This window comes from Campylobacter blaseri (genome assembly GCF_013201895.1).
GTDB classification, from domain to species: Bacteria; Campylobacterota; Campylobacteria; order Campylobacterales; family Campylobacteraceae; genus Campylobacter_B; species Campylobacter_B blaseri.
In genome coordinates, this window is the sequence record NZ_CP053841.1 from 705,164 (window position 1) to 723,709 (window position 18,546).

Below are 18,546 nucleotides of genomic sequence, written 5' to 3' on the forward strand. Positions count from 1 at the left end.
TATGTATGATTTTTATATTTTTATATTTTTATTATGGTGCTTACCAAATATAATAATTTATACATTTCATAGCCAAAATTTTTATTTTTTATTGCTATTAATAATTCCTTTTATCTTAATTGTGTTATTAACATTTGACTCAAAAAGTATTAATGTTAAAAAATATCCTCTTGGAAAAATTACATTAATTTTAATTTCATTAATGGCTATATTGGTTACAATTATAAATTTTTACCTAACAACAGGTGGAAATGTTGTATTAAATTTTGAAGATGTTTATATACATAGAAGTTCATTTGGTGCTAGTTCATTTTCTGGAATATTTGGTTATCTAAATAGCTGGACTTTTAAGATATTTAGTGTTATATTTCTCTTATGGAGTCTTGAAAAACGGAATAAAATGTTGATTATAATTTCATTCATTTTTATAATTTTACTTTTTATGTTTTCTGGACATAAAAGCACTTTAGAAGCTTTAATACTAATTCTATTCTTTTATTTCTTATATATCTTTAAAAATACTAGTAGCATTATTATAGTATCTTTTTTTTTATTAATAAGTATTTGTATATTTATGGGAGCAGTTTTTAATAATAATATTTTTGAATCTTTAATAATAAGAAGATTGTTAATTGTTCCTGCTCATTTAAATTTTACATATTTAGATTTTTTTTCAAATAATGATTATATTTATTGGTCAAATAGTATATTAAAATCATTTTTTACATATCCTTACGACCTTGAAATGACACATGTTATAGGAGAGTATCTTGGATATCCAAAAATGGGAGCCAATACAGGCTTTTTAGCTTCTGGTTATGCTCAATGCGGGGTTATTGGAGTTTTTTCATATACAATGTTTGGAATCATTATAATGAATATAATAAATTTATTAGCAAAGTCATATTTAAAATACTTTTATATGTCTATGTTATTTATTCCTTTGTTAACATTATATACATCTTCTGATTTTTTTACAACCTTGTTTACGCATGGTCTTTTGGTTGCAATTTTGATTTTATTTTTTTATGATGCAAAAAAATATATTTTAAAATTTGGAAAATTTAGATTGGAAATATAAAATTAAATATATAAGAAATATAATAATTAATTTAATATATTATAAGCATATAAAAGTAAAATAATATAAAGCGTATTATAAGAAATTATATTGCTAAATCATATATTGTATAGGATGTAAAAATAAAAAAATATAAAAAATATAATTTATAGTGATTTTTTTATACCATCTAAGCTTAATAATTATGAAGAAATTATTAAAAAAGCTTTAAAAATAGGTGATTTTGTGATAATTTTAAAATAATTTATGAAAGTGTAAGATGTTAAGTAAAATTTTATTTTATAAAATTAAGGAAATTAAATGCAAGCTAAAATAACACATCTAACATCAGCTCATGAAAGATATGATACTCGTATTTTTGTTAAAATGTGCTCATCATTGGCTAAAATTAGTGATTTTAAAGTTAGTTTAATTGTTGCAGATGGCAAAGGTAATGAAGTTAAAAATAATGTAAATATTATTGATGTTGGTAGTAAAACAGGGGGTAGGGTTGCTCGTATGACAAAAACTGTTAAAAAGGTATTTTTAAAAGCAAAAGAGCTTGATAGCGATATATATCATCTTCACGACCCAGAGCTTATACCAATTGGACTAAAATTAAAAAAACTTGGCAAAAAAGTAATTTTTGACTCTCATGAAGATGTTCCCAAGCAAATTCTTGGAAAACCATATTTAAACAAATTTGCAAAAATAGTGCTTTCAAATATTTTTAAAATTTACGAAAAATATAGTTGTAAAAAATTTGATGCAATCGTTACTGCAACACCATATATAAGAGACAAATTTTTAAAAATAAATAAAAACAGCATAGATATAAATAATTTTCCTATTTTAGGAGAGCTTTCAAATGAAATTTCTTGGGAATTAAAAAAAGATGAAGTTTGCTATATAGGTGGGATATCAGAGATAAGAGGGATAAAAGAGCTAGTTAGGGCTATGGAAAGTTTAGATGGAATAATTCTGAATTTAGTTGGCACATTTAGTGAAAAAAGTGTTGAAGATGAAGTTAAAAGATATGATGGCTGGAAAAATATAAATGAAACAGGATTTTTGGATAGAGTTGGAGTTGCAAATATATTAGCAAGCTCAAAAGCAGGGTTGGTAACCTTCCATTCTTTACCAAACCACACTGATTCCCAGCCAAATAAAATGTTTGAATATATGAGTGCAGGGGTTCCTGTAATTGCTTCTAATTTTATATTATGGAAAGATATAGTTGAAAAAAATTGTTGTGGAATTTGTGTAGACCCATTAAACCCAAAAGAGATATCTGATGCTATTGAATATATTATAAAAAATCCTCAAGAGGCAGAACAAATGGGCAAAAATGGCAAAAAAGCTATTTTAGAAAAATACAATTGGAACATTGAAGAAAAAAAACTTTTTAAAATTTATGAGGATATATTAAGATGAAAATTTTAACAATTTTGGGTGCAAGACCACAGTTTATAAAAGCAGGTAGTGTTTCAAGACAGATTTCAAAATATAACGATATAAAAGAGGTTATAGTCCACACTGGACAGCATTATGATACCAATATGAGTGATATTTTCTTTGATGAGATGAAGATTAAAAAACCTGATTATTTTTTAGGTATAGGCGGGAAAAGCCATGGTGCTATGACTGGTCAAATGATAGAGAAAATTGAAGAGGTTGCCATTAAAGAAAACCCTGACTTTATAATAGTTTATGGAGATACAAATTCAACTTTAGCAGGTGCTATTGTTTCTTCAAAACTTCATATTAAATTGGTTCATATTGAAGCAGGGCTTAGAAGTTTTAATATGCAAATGCCAGAAGAGGTAAATCGAATACTTACAGATAGAGTTAGCAATCTTTTGTTTTGTCCTACAGATACAGCTGTTAAGAATTTAAAAAATGAGAATTTTCCATTTAATACTTTAAATTTTAGACAAGAAATTTATAAAGTTGGCGATGTTATGCAAGATGGTGCTATGTTTTATAGAAATTTTGCAACAAAGCCAAGCTATGATATAAAAAGCGATTATATACTTTGCACCATCCATAGAGCAGAAAATACTGATGATGTGAAAAAGTTAACCAATATATTTGAGTCTTTAAATCAAATTTCAAAAGATATACAAATAATTTTACCACTTCATCCACGAACAAAAAAAATGCTTACTAATTTAAATATAAATACTCATAATCTAACTATAATAGAGCCAGTTGGATACCTAGAGATGGTTTGGCTTATTGATAATTGTAGTTTTGTTATGACAGACAGCGGCGGCCTTCAAAAAGAGGCATATTTTTTCAAAAAACCTTGTATAACATTAAGGGATGAAACTGAGTGGGTTGAGCTAGTTGAATGTGGGGCAAATACACTAACAGGTGCCAATAAAGAAAAAATCATAAATGCTTACAAAAATGTGGTAAAATTTAAAGATGAAAATTTGCCTTTAAATTTATATGGTGGCGGAAAAGCTAGTGAAAATATAGTAAAAGAGTTGTTGGGATTTATGCAATGAATATTTGGATAATAAATGAATATGCCGGAAGTCAATATCATGGAATGGAATTTAGGCATTATTATTTGGCAAAAGAATTTTTAAATGAACATAGTGTAACTATAATAAGCTCATCTTATTCACATCTACTTGAAAAATTGCCAACAAAAAATATAGAATTTATAGATGGAGTTGAATATTTATGGCTTAAGATGCCAAAATATGGAAATGCACATAGTAAAAAAAGAGTTTTAAAGTGGTTTTTATTTGCATTTAAATGCTTTTTTTTGCCCTTAAAATTATCTAAGCCAGATATAATAATAGTTTCACCTATAGCCCCTTTTTCTATCTTGCCTTCTTGGCTCATATCAAAATTTTATAAATCAAAATTAATATATGAAATTAGAGATATATGGCATTTATGGTTTTGGCAACAGAAATATTAGTATTTATAGTTGAATTATATTGGAGTATAAAAAATAAATTATGGAAAAATAATTATATTAAAATATTATAGTTGTCAAAAAAGATTACAATATCATATATATTGAAAAATAAATTATACAAAACTATAATTATTATATTTATATTTTATTATAAAAGAACTAGGATAATAAATTTAAGTACTTAAAATATTCAGAAAAAGAGGGTAATAATGAACAAACAATATAAAATAACAATAGCAGGAACAGGCTATGTGGGCTTGTCAAATAGTATGCTTTTATCAAGATATAATAAAGTAATTGCTTTAGACATAGTCCCACAAAAAATAGAACTCTTAAATAAAAAAATATCTCCGATAGAAGATAAAGAAATCTCAGAGTATCTTTTAAGAGATGATATAGATTTTAAAGCAACTTTAGACAAAAAAGAGGCTTATATGGATGCTGATTATATTATAATAGCCACACCAACTGATTATGACCCTAAAACAAACTATTTTAATACAAAATCAGTTGAATCTGTAATTACGGATATTTTAGAGATAAATAAAAAAGCAACCATAGTTATAAAGTCAACTGTTCCTGTTGGATATACAAAAGAGATAAATAAAAAGTTTAATGTGGATAATATTATTTTTTCTCCTGAGTTTTTAAGAGAAGGTAAAGCACTATATGATAACTTATATCCAAGTAGAATAATAGTTGGTGAAAGAAGTAAAAGAGCTGAGATATTTGCAAGTTTACTGGCACAAGGTGCTATAAAAGAAAATATAGACATTCTTTTTACAGACTCTACTGAAGCAGAAGCAATAAAGCTTTTTTCAAATACTTATCTTGCTATGAGAGTAGCTTATTTTAATGAGTTAGATTCTTATGCACAAGTTTATAGCCTAGATACAAAACAAATAATAGAAGGTGTGTGTTTAGATCCAAGAATAGGAAATCATTACAATAATCCAAGCTTTGGTTATGGAGGATATTGTCTTCCTAAAGACACTAAACAACTTTTAGCAAATTATCAAAATGTTCCTTCAAATATGATAGAAGCTATAGTAAATGCAAATAGAACTAGAAAGGATTTTATAGCTGAGGATATATTATCAAAAAATCCTAAAATTATTGGAGTTTATAGACTTACTATGAAAAGTGGTTCAGATAATTTTAGAAGTTCTGCAATACAAGGTATAATGAAAAGAATAAAAGCAAAAGGTGTTGAAGTTATAGTATATGAACCAAATTTAAATGAAGATCTATTTTTTAATTCAAAAGTTATCAAAGATTTAGATGAGTTTAAAAAGATTTCTGATATTATAGTTACTAATAGAATGGAAAATACACTAAGTGGTGTAAAAGATAAAATATACACAAGAGATGTGTTTAATAGTGATAGTTAAATTTAGGGAAATTTTTCATGAATGATTTGGTTTCAATTATAACACCTTCTTATAAATCTAAAAAATTTATAGAAGAGACTATTAATTCAGTTTTAAGTCAAACTTATATAAATTGGGAAATGATTATAGTTGATGATTGTTCTCCGGATGATTCCAATCATGTTATTGAATTTTATGTAAAAAAAGATAATCGTATAAATCTTATAAAACTAGATAAAAATAGTGGTCCAGCTATTGCGAGAAATAAAGGAATAGAAGTTGCTAAAGGTAGATATATAGCATTTTTAGACTCGGATGATTTATGGCTTCCTCAAAAATTAGAAAGACAAATAAACTTTATGAAAGAAAATGGTTTAGCTTTTACATATTCATCATATTATATAATAAGTGAAGATGGAAAAAATATAGGAGAATTTAAAACAAAAGAATATATTAATTATAATACTATGCTAAAAACTTGCAGTGTTGGGTGTTTAACTGCTATATATGATATAGAAAAAATAGGTAAAATTTTTATGCCTTTAATCCCTAAAGGGCAAGATTATGCAACTTGGTTAAAAATTTTTAAAAAAATAAAATATTCTAAAGGAATATTAGAACCATTAGCAATGTATAGGATAGTAGAAAATTCAGTTTCTTCAAATAAAATTAGGGCGGCTAAACAACAGTGGAAAATATACAGGAAAGTGGAAAATTTAAATATCTTTAAAAGCTTATATTATTTTATTTTTTATGCGTATAATGGTGTAAAAAAATATAAATAAAAAAATATAAAGAGATTTGTAATATTCTTTGATTGCTAAATTCCTTTTTTACTTAAAACAACTAAAATTGTTTTATATATTATTTTTAATTCAAGTAAGATGTTCCAATGCTTTATATAGTATAAATCATACATTAGTTTTTGTTTTGTATCTTCTATATTTTTTCCATATGGATATTTTACTTGTGCCCAGCCTGTAATTCCTGGTTTTACAAGATGTCTTTCATGGTAGTAGGGTATCTCTTTTTCATATTTTTCTACTAAGATATTCCATTCAGCCCTAGGTCCTATAAAATGCATATCGCCTTTTAAAACATTTATTAGTTGTGGTAGTTCATCAATCCTAGTTTTTCTCATAGTTTGACCCCATGGAAAAATTCTTGAGTCGTTTTCTCTAGTATATGGGTCATGATGTGAATTTATATCCATAGAGCGAAATTTGTAGCATCTAAAAAGCTCTCCATTCCTACCAACTCTTAATTGTTTAAACATACTAGTGCCAGGGGATTCTTCTTTTATCTTTTTTCTTGCATAAAGCATTATAGGCCAAGAGAGCAAAGCCAAACAAAAAACTCCAATATAGTCTACAGCTCTTTTTAAGATATACTCAAAAATATTATATGGCTTCATATCCTCTAGATAGTCTAACTCAGTATGGCTATCTGGTATATAGCATTTAAATAGATATTTTTCCATAAAGTGTTCAATGGTTATGATTTTTAATTTTTTATCTGGTTTTAGTTTCTGTTTGGTTAGGTATTGTATGATTTTATCTCCAACTTTAGCTTTTGTGTTAAGCACAAGTAGTGTTTTTTTGCTATTTTGTATCTTGCTGTCTAGTTCAGCTAAAACTTCATTTTCATCTCTATCTGTATATTTAATGATAGTAATTTCTTTAAATTTTTTATTTAATTTATCTATTTCAAATTTATGAAATTTATACTTTCTACCTAAAAAAACCATCAATAACCCTTAAATTTTATCTATAAAAAAAGAACAAATTTATATTCTTTTTTTATAGAAATTAATTCATTTTATGTTACAAGTTCCGTAAATTCTCTCTTTGCCTAGATTTTTAGATAGACTAGATTTTAATACTCTAGTGTATTTTGAGTCTTTTGGTGAACCATTTAAAATATCATCATATGTAAAAATTCTATCATAATAATCGTTTGTAGCTTGATCATCTATTGTTAATCTACCAAAGTCAATACTTGCACCTATATAAATTCCAGTAACTTCCCCAGGTCTTACCATCCAAGCTGAAACTTCTGGTAAATCAGTTGCTACCCCAGCACTTTTTCCTTCAACAAAGCTAACACCAGCATTAAGTTCTAAAGTGTCTTGGCCATTGAAAAGATCTCTAAAAGATTTACTTGTTTGAAAAAGCATAACTATATCAGTTGATTGATACCCAGCTTGTAAGCCAGCTCCAAAACCTCTGTATCTTACCATTATAGGTGATGTCCAGTCGCCATTCTCATCTTTCATGGAAAATATACCATTTCCACTTTGCACAGACGCAATTAAGCCACTTTTTACAACATCTGTTAAAACAACAACTGCTTTTGCATTTTTAATGTATTTTTCAGAAATTGTTTTGTTTGCTTCGCAACCAAAAGAGTTAATCACATTTGCTGCAGCATAAACTTGTTGATTTTGAAAAACATCTGCATTTGCGTATAAGCAAAAAAATAAGACTAGAAGTAGTTTTCTCATACTTTACCCTTTATAAATATAATTTTGATAATATTATAACAATAAAATTTGATTTTAGTATTAAATTTAGGTTAAAATCTTTATAAAAACTTAAAAATTTAGGAAAAACATGAAAAAACTTTTAATTTTGCTAGTTTTTCTCACTAGTCTGGTATCAAATGAAATTATAAACGGGGAAACTCAGGTCTTAAAAATTGATAAAAATAGTGTTGGCAAACTTTATGTAAATGGTAAAAAAGAGCTATGGATAACTAATCCTATAAACGAAGATGAAAAAATAGCTTTAGTCTCAGCAAACTATAGAGCAAAAAATGATATTGTTGTGAAACATTTTATAAATGGCAATGAACAAGTGATTGAATTTAAACTAATTAAAGGAAAATACAAGCAGGAGACTTTAAAAGTTAGCAATAGCAAAGTTAGCCCACCAAAAGAGGTTTTAAAAAGGATAAAAAAAGAAAGAGATGAGGCTTATGCAATATATGCTTTAAGGAGTGATGAGTTTTTATTTGATTCTAAATTTATATATCCAATGGATAGTCAAATCACATCAGACTATGGAAATGCTAGGGTTTTTAATGGAAGTTTGAAAAGCTACCACTCTGGAACAGATTTTAGAGCAGCTGAGGGAACTAAGATAAAAGCTAGCAATGATGGGGTTGTAAAAATTGCAAAAGATAGATATTATGCTGGAGGTTCTGTGGTAATTGACCATGGAGGCGGAGTTTATTCGCAATATTATCATATGAGTAAAATTTACGTTAAAGTTGGACAAAGTGTTAAAAGAGGTGAAATTTTAGGACTTAGTGGCTCAACTGGTAGAGTTACTGGACCGCACTTACACTTTGGTATGGTTGTAAATGGAAATAATGTAAATCCACTAAAGTTTATAGATGTTATAAACTACGCTTTATTTGGTTAAAATGAAAAATAGCTCCAAAAATCCACTAAAATTTAGTGATTTTTTTAACTCTTGGCTAAATGAACACTATTATAAACAAGGTATATATATAGGAAAAAAAGGTGATTTTTATACCTCTGTAAGTGTTGGCTCTTTGTTTGGAATTTGCATAGCTAAAAAGATTTTATCTTTAAAAGATAAATTTGATGGCAAAATTTCTATAGTTGAAATAGGTGCAAATGAGGGTTATCTTTTAGCCGATATAGTTCAAGGAATTTATACATTTAATAGTGATGCCTTAAATGATTTTGAGTTTTGTATCATTGAACCACACGAAATTTTAAGAAAAAAACAGCTACAAACTTTTAAAGAAAAATTTGGAGATGAGATAGAAATAAGGCATTTTTCTATTTTGGATGAAGCTAAATTTAATGAGGCTATTTTTATATCAAATGAACTATTTGACACTTTTAGTTGCGAGGTTGTTGATAGAGATAAAATGCTTTTTATAGACAATTTCATACCAAAGTTTGAAAAAATAGACAATAAAACCAAAGAGTTAGCAAAAAAATATAAAATTACAAAAGGAGAAATTCCAATAAATTTAGATATCTTTTTAAAAGATATCTATAACTCTTGTTCTAAATTTAGTTTTATTACATTTGATTATGGAGACATAAAAGCAAAAGGAGATTTTAGTTTGAGAGTTTATAAAAATCACAAAGTTTATAATTTTTTTGAAATAGAGAATTTAGAGAATTTTTATGGAAAAAGTGATATAACTTATGATTTGAATTTTGGTATTTTAAAAAATGAGTTTTTAAAATTTAAAGATGTAAAATTTGAAAACTATTCATCGCAGCAAAAAGCACTGCTTGATTTTGGTGCTGTAGATATTTTAGATATTTTACTTAAAAAAGGTGGAGAAATAGCATATAAAAATGGAGCTAGTCAGTTAAAAAGACTAATTTATCCAGAGGAATTAGGCACAAGATTTAAGATGATGGAATTTAGTAAAGGGCTGAAATGAAAATAGCAGTTGAGTGTGAATGTATAATTATGCAAAAAACATTGGAGATATTTTTGAAGGATTTTTTAGTAAATCATGAAAATGCCGATTTTATAGTAAGTGATATTAAAAAGAATTTGTCTAAAGATACTTTTTTGATCTCAAACGATTCTCCTTATATGAATTTACCTTTTAATAAAAATCAACTTATAGTTGCGCTTGAAGAGTATAATTTTATGTTAAATTATAAGAAAGAGGAAGTTATGAGAGGCAATATAGAGGATAAAATTTCAACTCTTTGTGATGAGTTTAAAAAAAGCTTAATTAAAATAGTAAAAGAACATTATGAATAAACTATATATAACTATAAACAGCGGAAAGTTTAAAGGTAAAAAGCTAGTTCTTCCAAGTATGGAAACTACAAGAAGCACAAAGTCTATTGTAAAAGGTTCATTTTTTGATACTTTTCGTTATGAGATAAGCGGCGCTATATTTATAGAGGTTTTTGGCGGTAGTGGAAGTATGGCAGCTGAAGCTTTAAGTAATGGTGCAAAAAAAGCTTATGCTATAGAAAAAGATTTTAATGCATTTAAGATATTAAAAGAAAATTTCAAAAATCTAGATAAAAATTTGTTAGCTATAAATGCAGACAGTTTTGTAAAAATTCATGAAATTATAAAAAATATAGACGAAAAAATTATAATTTATATAGATCCACCATTTAGCATAAGAGATGGAAAAGAGCAAATTTATGAAATGACTATAAAAATGATAGAAAAGTTTTCCAATCAAAATATATTTTTAATAGCTATAGAACATATTAGCAGTGTTGAGTTTAAACTCAAAATAGGACAATTTAAAAAGATAAAAAGTAAAAAATTTGGACTAACTACATTGAGTTATTATGAAAAATCTTAAGCAAATTTTAAACTATCACGCAGACATTAAAAATTGCCCACAAAATCTTTTTAATTCTGCTGACCCTTTACAAGTTGCAACTAAGTTTAAAGAGCCAAACATAGCTTTAATTTGTGCTTTGTTTGCATATGGAAATGCAAATTTGATAGTAAAGTTTTTAAACTCTTTAAATTATGAGCTTTTAGATGAGAGCGATGAAGAGATAAGGCGATTTTACAGGACTTTTAAATATAGATTTCAAAGCATTGAAGATGTGGCTGAAATTTTTATAACCATTAAAAGACTTAAAAATGACGAAAGCATTGAAGAACTAATAAAAAAGGGCTTTTTAAAAGATGAAACTATGATAAGTGGTATATCAAATTTAATTACAAAAATATATAGTTTAAATTCATATAGAAGTCAAGGTTATGAGTTTTTCTTCGGACAACCTGTAGTAAAATCTCCAAAATCACCCTACAAAAGATATAATATGTATCTTAGGTGGATGGTAAGAGATAGTGATATTGACCTAGGACTTTTTAAAAGTTTGGATAAAAAAGATTTGTTGATTCCACTTGATGTTCACACTCATAGAGTCTCACAAAGGCTAGGGCTAATAGATAGAAAAAGTTATGATTTTAAATCGGTAGAACTTTTAACAAATAAACTAAGAGAATTTGACAAAAATGACCCAACTAAGTATGACTTCGCACTATATAGACTTGGTCAAAGTGGCGAAATAGATGAACTTTTAAAGGAAAATAAAAATGGAATTTGAAATTTGGCAATTTGCAGTTTTTTTTATTGTGGCTTTTATAGGCGGTTTTATAGATGCTATTGCAGGTGGCGGGGGACTTATATGTCTGCCTATTTTAATGATGATGGGAGTTCCTGCTCACACTGCACTTGCAACAAATAAACTTCAAGGAAGTTTTGGAACCCTTTCTGCAACCATAAATTTTGCATTAAAAGGTTATATTGACTTTAAAGAGATATTTTCAGGGATAGTTTTTACTTTTATTGGAGCTTGTTTAGGCACAACTTTGATTTTATTTTTAGATGCTAGTTTTTTAAACTACTTAATTCCAATTTTGCTTTTTATAATATTTGTTTATACTATATTTTCTCCAAATTTAGGAGAGATTGAAAAAGAGGCTAAAATGAATGCAAAGCTTTTTTACATAGTTTTTGGTCTAATTCTAGGCTTTTATGATGGATTTTTTGGTCCTGGAACTGGCTCGTTTTGGATGTTTGTGTTTATTGGACTAATGGGATTTGCTATGAAAAAAGCGGTTGCATGCACTAAAGTTTTAAATTTTACTTCAAATATAGTTTCTCTAGCTGTTTTTATAGTAGGTGGACACATTTTATGGGCTGTTGGCTTACTTATGGGGGTTGGGCAAATTTTAGGTGGATATGTTGGTTCAAATTTTGTAATTAACAAAGATGTGAAATATATAAGAATTATATTTTTAACTATGGTTGGGCTTACTATTTTAAAATTGATTTATGATTTAATTTAACTACAATATTAATTTGTACTTTTTAACATTTTGAATGATTTTAAATCCAGTTATATATAGTTAATATTAAACTTAATAGTTTTTTAAAGCATTTTAAATAAAATTTAACCTATTTTAGTGTAGAATATTACATTATTTTAATAGCGAGGTTTTTATATGTTAAAGGATATTTTTTTATTTGCTGGTAGTCTAATTAGCTATAACCATACGTTTATATACCTATTTCACCTATTTTTGTCAGTAGGTTTGATTGTTTGGATTGCTAGATCTGCTACAAAGTCAATTCAACTAGTTCCACACGGAACTCAAAATATTCTTGAGGCTTATTTGCAAGGCGTTTTAATTATAGGTAGAGATGCTATGGGAAGTATGGAGCTTTCAAGAAAATATCTACCACTTATTGCTACTTTAGGTTTTGTTATATTTACAGGCAATGTTATGGGTATGATTCCAGGTTTTGAGTCAATTACCGCAAGCTTAAATCTTACTCTAGCTCTAACTTTATGTGTTATTATATATTATCATTATGAGGGTGTAAAAACACAAGGTGCGATTAATTATATCAAACACTTTGCTGGTCCGGTTGCATTTTTAGCACCTCTTATGTTTTTTATAGAGATAGTTTCGCACCTTTCAAGAGTTGTTTCTTTATCTTTCCGTCTTTTTGGAAATATTAAGGGTGATGATCTGTTTTTACTTGTTATGTTAACTTTAGCACCTTGGTTTGTTCCTATGGTTCCATATGCCCTTTTAACTTTTATGGCACTACTACAAACTTTTATTTTCATGACATTAAGCTATGTTTATTTAGCTGGTGCTGTTGTTGTCGATGAGCATTAATTCATATCTAGCTAGCTTGCTATAAGCTAGCTATCTTTATTATATTAAATTTTTCATTTTCTACTATAGCTTTTACTAAAATTAAAACTTTTTATTGTAGAATATAAAATTAAGAATTTTAAAGGATAATATATATGTTTGAAACGGTAATAGGCTTAGAGGTTCATTGTCAGTTAAATACAAAAACTAAGATATTTTGTTCATGCTCTACTAGTTTTGGTGATGAGCCAAACACCCATGTTTGTCCTGTATGCTTAGCGCTTCCAGGAGCACTACCTGTTTTAAATAAAGAAGCAGTTAAAAAGGCTATTAGCTTTGGAACTGCTGTAAATGCAACAATCAATCAACACTCAGTATTTGATAGAAAAAACTACTTTTATCCAGATTTACCAAAAGCATACCAAATTTCTCAATTTAGCGTTCCAATAGTAGAAAATGGTGAACTTTTTATAAGTGTTGATGGAAAAGAAAAAAGAGTAGGCATTACAAGAGCCCACCTTGAAGAAGACGCAGGAAAAAACAACCATGAGAGTAATAGAAGTTTGGTTGATTTAAATAGAGCTGGAATTCCACTTCTTGAGATTGTAAGTGAACCTGATATGAGAAGTAGTGATGAAGCTGTTGAATACCTTAAAAAACTACATTCAATACTTAGATTTATAAATATAAGTGATGCAAATATGCAAGAAGGTAGCTTTAGATGTGATGTTAATATCTCTATTAGGCCAAAGGGCGAAGATAAGCTATATACTAGAGTTGAGATCAAAAATTTAAATTCATTTAGATTTATACAAAAAGCCATAGAATATGAAGTGGAAAGACAGATTATGGCTTGGGAAGATGGTAAGTACGATAAAGAAGTTGTTCAAGAGACTAGGCTTTTTGATACCGATCTTTTAGTTACAAAATCAATGCGTGGCAAAGAAGATAGTGCTGAATATAGATATTTCCCAGACCCTGATTTGCTTCCTGTTGAAATTTCACCTGAAATGATGGAAGAAGCAATTAATATACCAGAACTTCCAGATCAAAAAAAATCTAGATATATAAATGAACTAGGTATTAAAAAAAGTGATGCAGAGGTTATTATAAGTGATTATCCTTTGGCTAGATATTTTGAGGATTTAATTAATAAAAACCACGATCCAAAACTTTGTGTAACATGGCTAACTGTCGAACTTTTAGCTAGGCTTAAAAATGGAGTTACCATAGAAGAAAGCCCAGTTAATTCTAGCAAAATGAGTGAGCTTTTAACAAGAATTGAGGATTCAACTATCTCTCAAAAAGCTGCAAAAGATGTTTTGGATTATATGTTTGAGCATGATGAAGATATTGATGAAATTATAGAAAAATTAGGACTTAAACAAGTAAGTGATGATAGCGCTATACTTGCTGTTATTGATGAAGTTTTAAGTAAAAATCAAGACAAGGTTCAAGAGTATAGGGATGGAAAAGATAAGCTTTTTGGATTTTTTGTTGGTCAAACTATGAAAGCAGGCAAAGGTGCATTTAATCCTACAAAGGTAAACGAACTTTTAAAAACAAGACTTTAAAAAAGGGGTTAAATTTGAGTAAAATTGCTGTTATTGGAGCTGGCAAATGGGGAAATGCCCTATTTAATGCTTTTAGTGAAAAGAATGATTGTGTTATTACTTCAAGAACAAAAAGAGATATCGAAAATTTTGTTTCAATTAATGAAGCTTTAGAATGTGAGTATTTAGTTTTTTCAATAGCTACTCAAATAACAGATAATTGGTTAAAGCAAAATTTTAAAAATAAAAATCAAAAAATTTTAATAACCTCAAAAGGAATAGAAGCTGAAACTGGAAGATTTTTAGATGAGATTTTTAAAAACTATACAGATGAGGGTAATATTTGCTCGCTTTCTGGTCCATCTTTTGCAACAGAGGTTATGCAAAAACTACCTTGTGCTGTAGTGGTTAGCTCAAAAAATATAGAGTTAGCAAGTGAATTTGCATCATTTTTTCCTAGCTATATGAAAGCATATGTTTCAGAGGATGTTATAGGTGCTGAGATAAGTGGTGCTTATAAGAATGTCATTGCAATCGCTAGCGGAATTTGTGATGGTCTTAAACTTGGTAATAACGCTAGAGCTAGCCTAATATCTAGAGGTCTTATAGAGATGAATAGATTTGGGAAATTTTATGGTGGTTTGGATATAACTTTTTTAGGGCTTAGTGGCGCAGGGGATCTCTTTTTGACAGCTTCAAGCAAGCTATCAAGGAACTATAGAGTAGGTTTTGGACTAGCTCAGGGTAAAAAACTTGATAAAATTTTAGATGAATTAGGTGAAGTTGCTGAGGGAGTTTTTACCTCAAAAGCAATTTTAAAACTAGCTTTAGAAAACGAAATTTATACACCAATTGCAAATGAAGTGGCTCTTGTTATGGATGGCAAAAGCTTAAAAGATAGCATTAATGATTTAATGAGACAAGATAGGGGTTAGTTTAGAGAGTTGAACTCTTTTTCCAACCTCTCTCTAATCTCATCATTTATTTTTTCATTATCTTGCAAATACTCATTTACAATATCTTCAAATTTTGTTAAAAAACTAAATATCTTTTTTTCCCATGTTAATGCATTTTTGTTACTTGAGTGCATATTTTGTATAAAAACTAGCTCTTTTCTAAGAAGAGATAGTTTTTCTATAAAATCATCTTTTTTTTCATTATCTTTTAAAACTATATTGCTAAATTTTATATCTGTGTTTAGTTTGTCAATTTCATTATCAATTTTGTCACAAAATTTAACATATCTACTCATATCTGGATTTGCTTCTTCTTTGTCAAGTTTTTGAGTTATTTTATCTATTTGTTTATAAATTATAAATCCAACCACTAAAACTGCAATTATCATAAGCTCTAAATTAAACATTTTTTTTACCTTTTAAATAACTATCTACGCCTATTAAGAATAATCCAACCCAGATTATAGCAAAACTAAGTATTTTTGCCGCATTAATATCTTCTTTATATACAAAAACAGCCAATATCGTTGTTAGAGTTGGAGATATGTATTGCAAATAACCTATGGTGGAAAAATTTAGCTTTTTTGAAGCCAAATTAAAAGTTATAAGTGGTAAAACAGTAACTAGCCCTGCTATTATGAGTATAAATCCTAGTTTGTTAAAACCAAAACTTCCAACCTCGCTAATACCTAAAAAAGATATATAGCACAAAGCTACAAAGGCTAAAACTAAAGTTTCACAAAACAAGCCTTCTAATGCAGGTATTGCAATTTGCTTTTTAATAAGTCCATATATTGAAAATGCAAGTGGTAGGAATATTGATATAATAGGTAAATTACCTAAATTTACAATTTGTATCGCTATAGCACAAACTACTAAAAAAATAGCAATTTTTTCAATTTTTGAAGTTTTTTCTTTTAAAAATACAGCCCCTAAAATTATAAACATTAAAGGGTTTATAAAATACCCTAAGCTTGCTTCTAAAATTTGGTTTGAGTTTACAGCGTATATGTAAATTCCCCAATTTATACTTATAAAACAGCCACAAGCAGTTAGTGTTAAAAATGTCTTTGTGTTTAAAATATATCTTTTTAAATTTCTAGTTTTGCCCTGTATTTTTAAAAAAATAAGGACAAAAAACACAGACCACAAAAACCTATGTGCTAAAATTTCAACAGCACTTACACTATTTAAAAGTTTAAAAAATACAGGGAACATTCCCCACATCATAAAGGTAGCTATGCCGTAAACAAGTCCTATTTTTTTATCATCTTTATTCATGGTATCCAATTTATATTTTTACACATATTTTAATATTTTTTCGATTAATGATAGCTTTATTTTATATTTTAAGATAAATTTAGATAAACTTTAAAGAAAATATAGAATTTTAAGGAATATTAATGACATGGACAAAAGATAGTTGGAGAAAATACAATATCAAACAACAGCCAACATACCCTGATTTAAAAGAGCTTAAAAGAGTTGAAGCAGAGCTTTCAAATCTACCGCCTTTAATTTTTGCAGGTGAGGTTAGAAATCTAAAAAAAGAGCTTAAAAAGGCAACCATGGGAGAAAGTTTTTTGCTTCAAGGTGGAGATTGTGCAGAGAGTTTTTCAAACTATAAAGCAGATAGTATTTTAAGTATGTTTAAGGTTATTTTGCAAATGTCTATTGCGCTAACCTATGCAGGTGGTTTTCCAATTGTTAAGGTTGGAAGAATTGCAGGGCAATTTGCAAAACCAAGAAGTAGCGATTTTGAAGAGATTGATGGAGTAAAGCTTCCAAGCTATAGAGGCGATATCATAAATGATATTGAATTTAATGAAAAATCTAGAGTTGCAGATCCAAATAAAATGATAAGTGCATATCATCAAAGTGCTTCAACTCTAAATTTACTTAGGGCTTTTGCAAGAGGTGGTTTTGCTAACTTGCATGAGATTCATAGATGGAATTTAGGGTTTATAAAAAGAGCTGATTTGGACGAAAGACTAAATGAGCTTATATCTGATATAACAAAAACTCTTGATTTTATGAATGCATGTGGCATAACTTCGGAAAATACACCACAGATAAATGAAACAACACTGTATACATCACACGAGGCACTTTTACTTCCTTATGAAGAGGCTTTAACTAGAGTTGATAGTATGACAGGGGATTATTATGATTGTTCAGCACATATGCTTTGGATAGGGGAGAGAACTAGAGGAGTAGATGATGCTCATGTTCATTTCCTAAGCGGTGTTAAAAATCCAATAGGTGTAAAAATAGGTCCAACTGCTACAAAAGATGATATTTTAGCGCTATGTGATAAGTTAAATCCTGAAAATGAGGCAGGAAGATTAAATTTAATAGTTAGAATGGGCGCAGATAAAATTGGTGATATTTTTCCAAAGATGCTTAGAGAGATTAAGAGTGAGGGTAGAATGATTCTTTGGAGCATTGATCCTATGCATGGAAATACAGTTAAGACTTCAAATAATTACAAGACAAGAGAATTTAATAAAATCTTAGATGAGGTTAAAAGCTTCTTTGAAATTCATAAAGCAGAGGGAATATACCCTGGAGGTATTCATCTTGAGATGACGGGTGAAGATGTTACTGAATGCACCGGTGGGGCTTTTAATATAACCCAAGAGAGATTATCTCACAGATACGAAACACAATGCGACCCAAGGCTTAATGTAAATCAGGCTATTGAGTTGGCATTTTTAGTAGCAGATTTGCTTAAAAAATTTAAATAATATATAAAAATATAAAGGGTTTTAAGCCCTTTATATTAAAATTTTAAACTTATTGACCTTGATAGTTGCTATTTTAATACCTTATAAAGACACTTAGCTATATAAATTTATATATGCTATTTATTAAAATAATAAAATTTTATATATAATTATGTATAAAATCAGATTATTTGTATAAAAATGTAACACTATTTGTAATTGGTGGATTAAAAAACCATTAGTTTAGTTTTTTGCTTACTATATTTAATCATCTAAGGTTATAATTTT

The 18,546-nt window shown here is 28.0% G+C and carries 20 protein-coding genes; 16 read left to right on the plus strand and 4 right to left on the minus strand.

Annotated features, from left to right (window positions below; all coding sequences use genetic code 11):
* The first annotated feature begins 121 nt into the window (after window positions 1-121).
* From CBLAS_RS03650 to CBLAS_RS03675, 6 genes are all read left to right on the plus strand, one after another.
* The gene (locus CBLAS_RS03650; protein ID WP_162296612.1) at window positions 122-1,081 is read left to right on the plus strand and encodes a hypothetical protein; all 960 of its coding nucleotides are present in this window, start codon (window positions 122-124) and stop codon (window positions 1,079-1,081) included.
* Window positions 1,082-1,381: 300 nt separating this feature from the next.
* On the plus strand, window positions 1,382-2,494 hold the full coding sequence (locus tag CBLAS_RS03655; RefSeq protein ID WP_106870264.1) for a glycosyltransferase family 4 protein: 1,113 nt from the start codon (window positions 1,382-1,384) through the stop codon (window positions 2,492-2,494).
* Window positions 2,491-3,573 (plus strand): non-hydrolyzing UDP-N-acetylglucosamine 2-epimerase, encoded by a 1,083-nt coding sequence (wecB, locus tag CBLAS_RS03660; protein ID WP_106870266.1) that lies wholly within the window; start codon window positions 2,491-2,493, stop codon window positions 3,571-3,573. The genes CBLAS_RS03655 and wecB overlap by 4 nt, the downstream gene beginning before the upstream one ends.
* Complete coding sequence (locus CBLAS_RS03665) at window positions 3,570-3,998, plus strand: glycosyltransferase family protein (protein WP_106870268.1); 429 nt, start codon at window positions 3,570-3,572, stop codon at window positions 3,996-3,998. The genes wecB and CBLAS_RS03665 overlap by 4 nt, the downstream gene beginning before the upstream one ends.
* A 209-nt stretch (window positions 3,999-4,207) precedes the next feature.
* Window positions 4,208-5,389, plus strand: a complete 1,182-nt coding sequence (locus CBLAS_RS03670; RefSeq protein ID WP_106870270.1) for a nucleotide sugar dehydrogenase — start codon at window positions 4,208-4,210, stop codon at window positions 5,387-5,389.
* Window positions 5,390-5,406: 17 nt separating this feature from the next.
* Complete coding sequence (locus tag CBLAS_RS03675; protein ID WP_106870272.1) at window positions 5,407-6,153, plus strand: glycosyltransferase family 2 protein; 747 nt, start codon at window positions 5,407-5,409, stop codon at window positions 6,151-6,153.
* Window positions 6,154-6,188: 35 nt separating this feature from the next.
* Here the strand turns inward: CBLAS_RS03675 and CBLAS_RS03680 are convergent, their stop codons facing one another.
* Both CBLAS_RS03680 and CBLAS_RS03685 read right to left on the minus strand, forming a co-directional pair.
* Entirely contained in the window at window positions 6,189-7,115 is a 927-nt protein-coding gene (locus CBLAS_RS03680; protein ID WP_106870275.1) for a sugar transferase, read from the minus strand.
* A 66-nt stretch (window positions 7,116-7,181) separates the two neighbouring features.
* Window positions 7,182-7,871: a lipid-binding SYLF domain-containing protein gene (locus CBLAS_RS03685; protein WP_106870277.1), complete on the minus strand. Its 690-nt coding sequence runs from the start codon at window positions 7,869-7,871 to the stop codon at window positions 7,182-7,184.
* Window positions 7,872-7,980: 109 nt separating this feature from the next.
* Between CBLAS_RS03685 and pgp3 the strand changes: the two genes are divergently transcribed.
* The 9 genes from pgp3 (at window position 7,981) to CBLAS_RS03730 (ending at window position 15,511) form a co-directional block, all read left to right on the plus strand.
* A complete protein-coding gene (pgp3, locus tag CBLAS_RS03690; RefSeq protein WP_106870279.1) occupies window positions 7,981-8,793 on the plus strand; it encodes a peptidoglycan metallopeptidase Pgp3 in 813 nt (270 codons plus the stop codon).
* A 1-nt stretch (window position 8,794) separates the two neighbouring features.
* Complete coding sequence (locus CBLAS_RS03695; protein ID WP_106870281.1) at window positions 8,795-9,802, plus strand: SAM-dependent methyltransferase; 1,008 nt, start codon at window positions 8,795-8,797, stop codon at window positions 9,800-9,802.
* Entirely contained in the window at window positions 9,799-10,134 is a 336-nt protein-coding gene (locus CBLAS_RS03700; RefSeq protein ID WP_106870283.1) for a hypothetical protein, read from the plus strand. The genes CBLAS_RS03695 and CBLAS_RS03700 overlap by 4 nt, the downstream gene beginning before the upstream one ends.
* Entirely contained in the window at window positions 10,127-10,699 is a 573-nt protein-coding gene (gene rsmD, locus CBLAS_RS03705; RefSeq protein ID WP_106870285.1) for a 16S rRNA (guanine(966)-N(2))-methyltransferase RsmD, read from the plus strand. The genes CBLAS_RS03700 and rsmD overlap by 8 nt, the downstream gene beginning before the upstream one ends.
* The gene (locus CBLAS_RS03710; RefSeq protein WP_106870287.1) at window positions 10,686-11,459 is read left to right on the plus strand and encodes a TIGR02757 family protein; all 774 of its coding nucleotides are present in this window, start codon (window positions 10,686-10,688) and stop codon (window positions 11,457-11,459) included. Before rsmD ends, CBLAS_RS03710 begins: the two co-directional genes overlap by 14 nt.
* Window positions 11,449-12,204, plus strand: coding sequence for a TSUP family transporter (locus CBLAS_RS03715; protein ID WP_106870290.1), 756 nt, complete (start codon window positions 11,449-11,451; stop codon window positions 12,202-12,204). The genes CBLAS_RS03710 and CBLAS_RS03715 overlap by 11 nt, the downstream gene beginning before the upstream one ends.
* Window positions 12,205-12,360: 156 nt before the next feature.
* Window positions 12,361-13,044 carry a F0F1 ATP synthase subunit A gene (locus CBLAS_RS03720; RefSeq protein WP_106870292.1) on the plus strand — a complete coding sequence of 228 codons (684 nt, stop codon included), beginning with the start codon at window positions 12,361-12,363 and terminating at the stop codon, window positions 13,042-13,044.
* Between the two features lie 134 nt (window positions 13,045-13,178).
* Window positions 13,179-14,597, plus strand: coding sequence for an Asp-tRNA(Asn)/Glu-tRNA(Gln) amidotransferase subunit GatB (gene gatB / locus CBLAS_RS03725; protein ID WP_106870294.1), 1,419 nt, complete (start codon window positions 13,179-13,181; stop codon window positions 14,595-14,597).
* Between the two features lie 14 nt (window positions 14,598-14,611).
* On the plus strand, window positions 14,612-15,511 hold the full coding sequence (locus CBLAS_RS03730) for an NAD(P)H-dependent glycerol-3-phosphate dehydrogenase (RefSeq protein WP_106870297.1): 900 nt from the start codon (window positions 14,612-14,614) through the stop codon (window positions 15,509-15,511).
* On the opposite strand, the gene CBLAS_RS03735 is transcribed toward CBLAS_RS03730, so the two are convergent.
* On the minus strand, window positions 15,508-15,939 hold the full coding sequence (locus CBLAS_RS03735; protein WP_106870299.1) for a hypothetical protein: 432 nt from the start codon (window positions 15,937-15,939) through the stop codon (window positions 15,508-15,510). The genes CBLAS_RS03730 and CBLAS_RS03735 overlap by 4 nt on opposite strands.
* Window positions 15,932-16,813 carry an EamA family transporter RarD gene (rarD, locus tag CBLAS_RS03740; RefSeq protein WP_106870301.1) on the minus strand — a complete coding sequence of 294 codons (882 nt, stop codon included), beginning with the start codon at window positions 16,811-16,813 and terminating at the stop codon, window positions 15,932-15,934. Before rarD ends, CBLAS_RS03735 begins: the two co-directional genes overlap by 8 nt.
* A 122-nt stretch (window positions 16,814-16,935) precedes the next feature.
* Here rarD and CBLAS_RS03745 point away from each other — a divergent pair, with 122 nt between their 5' ends.
* Window positions 16,936-18,279 carry a class II 3-deoxy-7-phosphoheptulonate synthase gene (locus CBLAS_RS03745; RefSeq protein ID WP_106870303.1) on the plus strand — a complete coding sequence of 448 codons (1,344 nt, stop codon included), beginning with the start codon at window positions 16,936-16,938 and terminating at the stop codon, window positions 18,277-18,279.
* Window positions 18,280-18,546 lie beyond the last annotated feature (267 nt).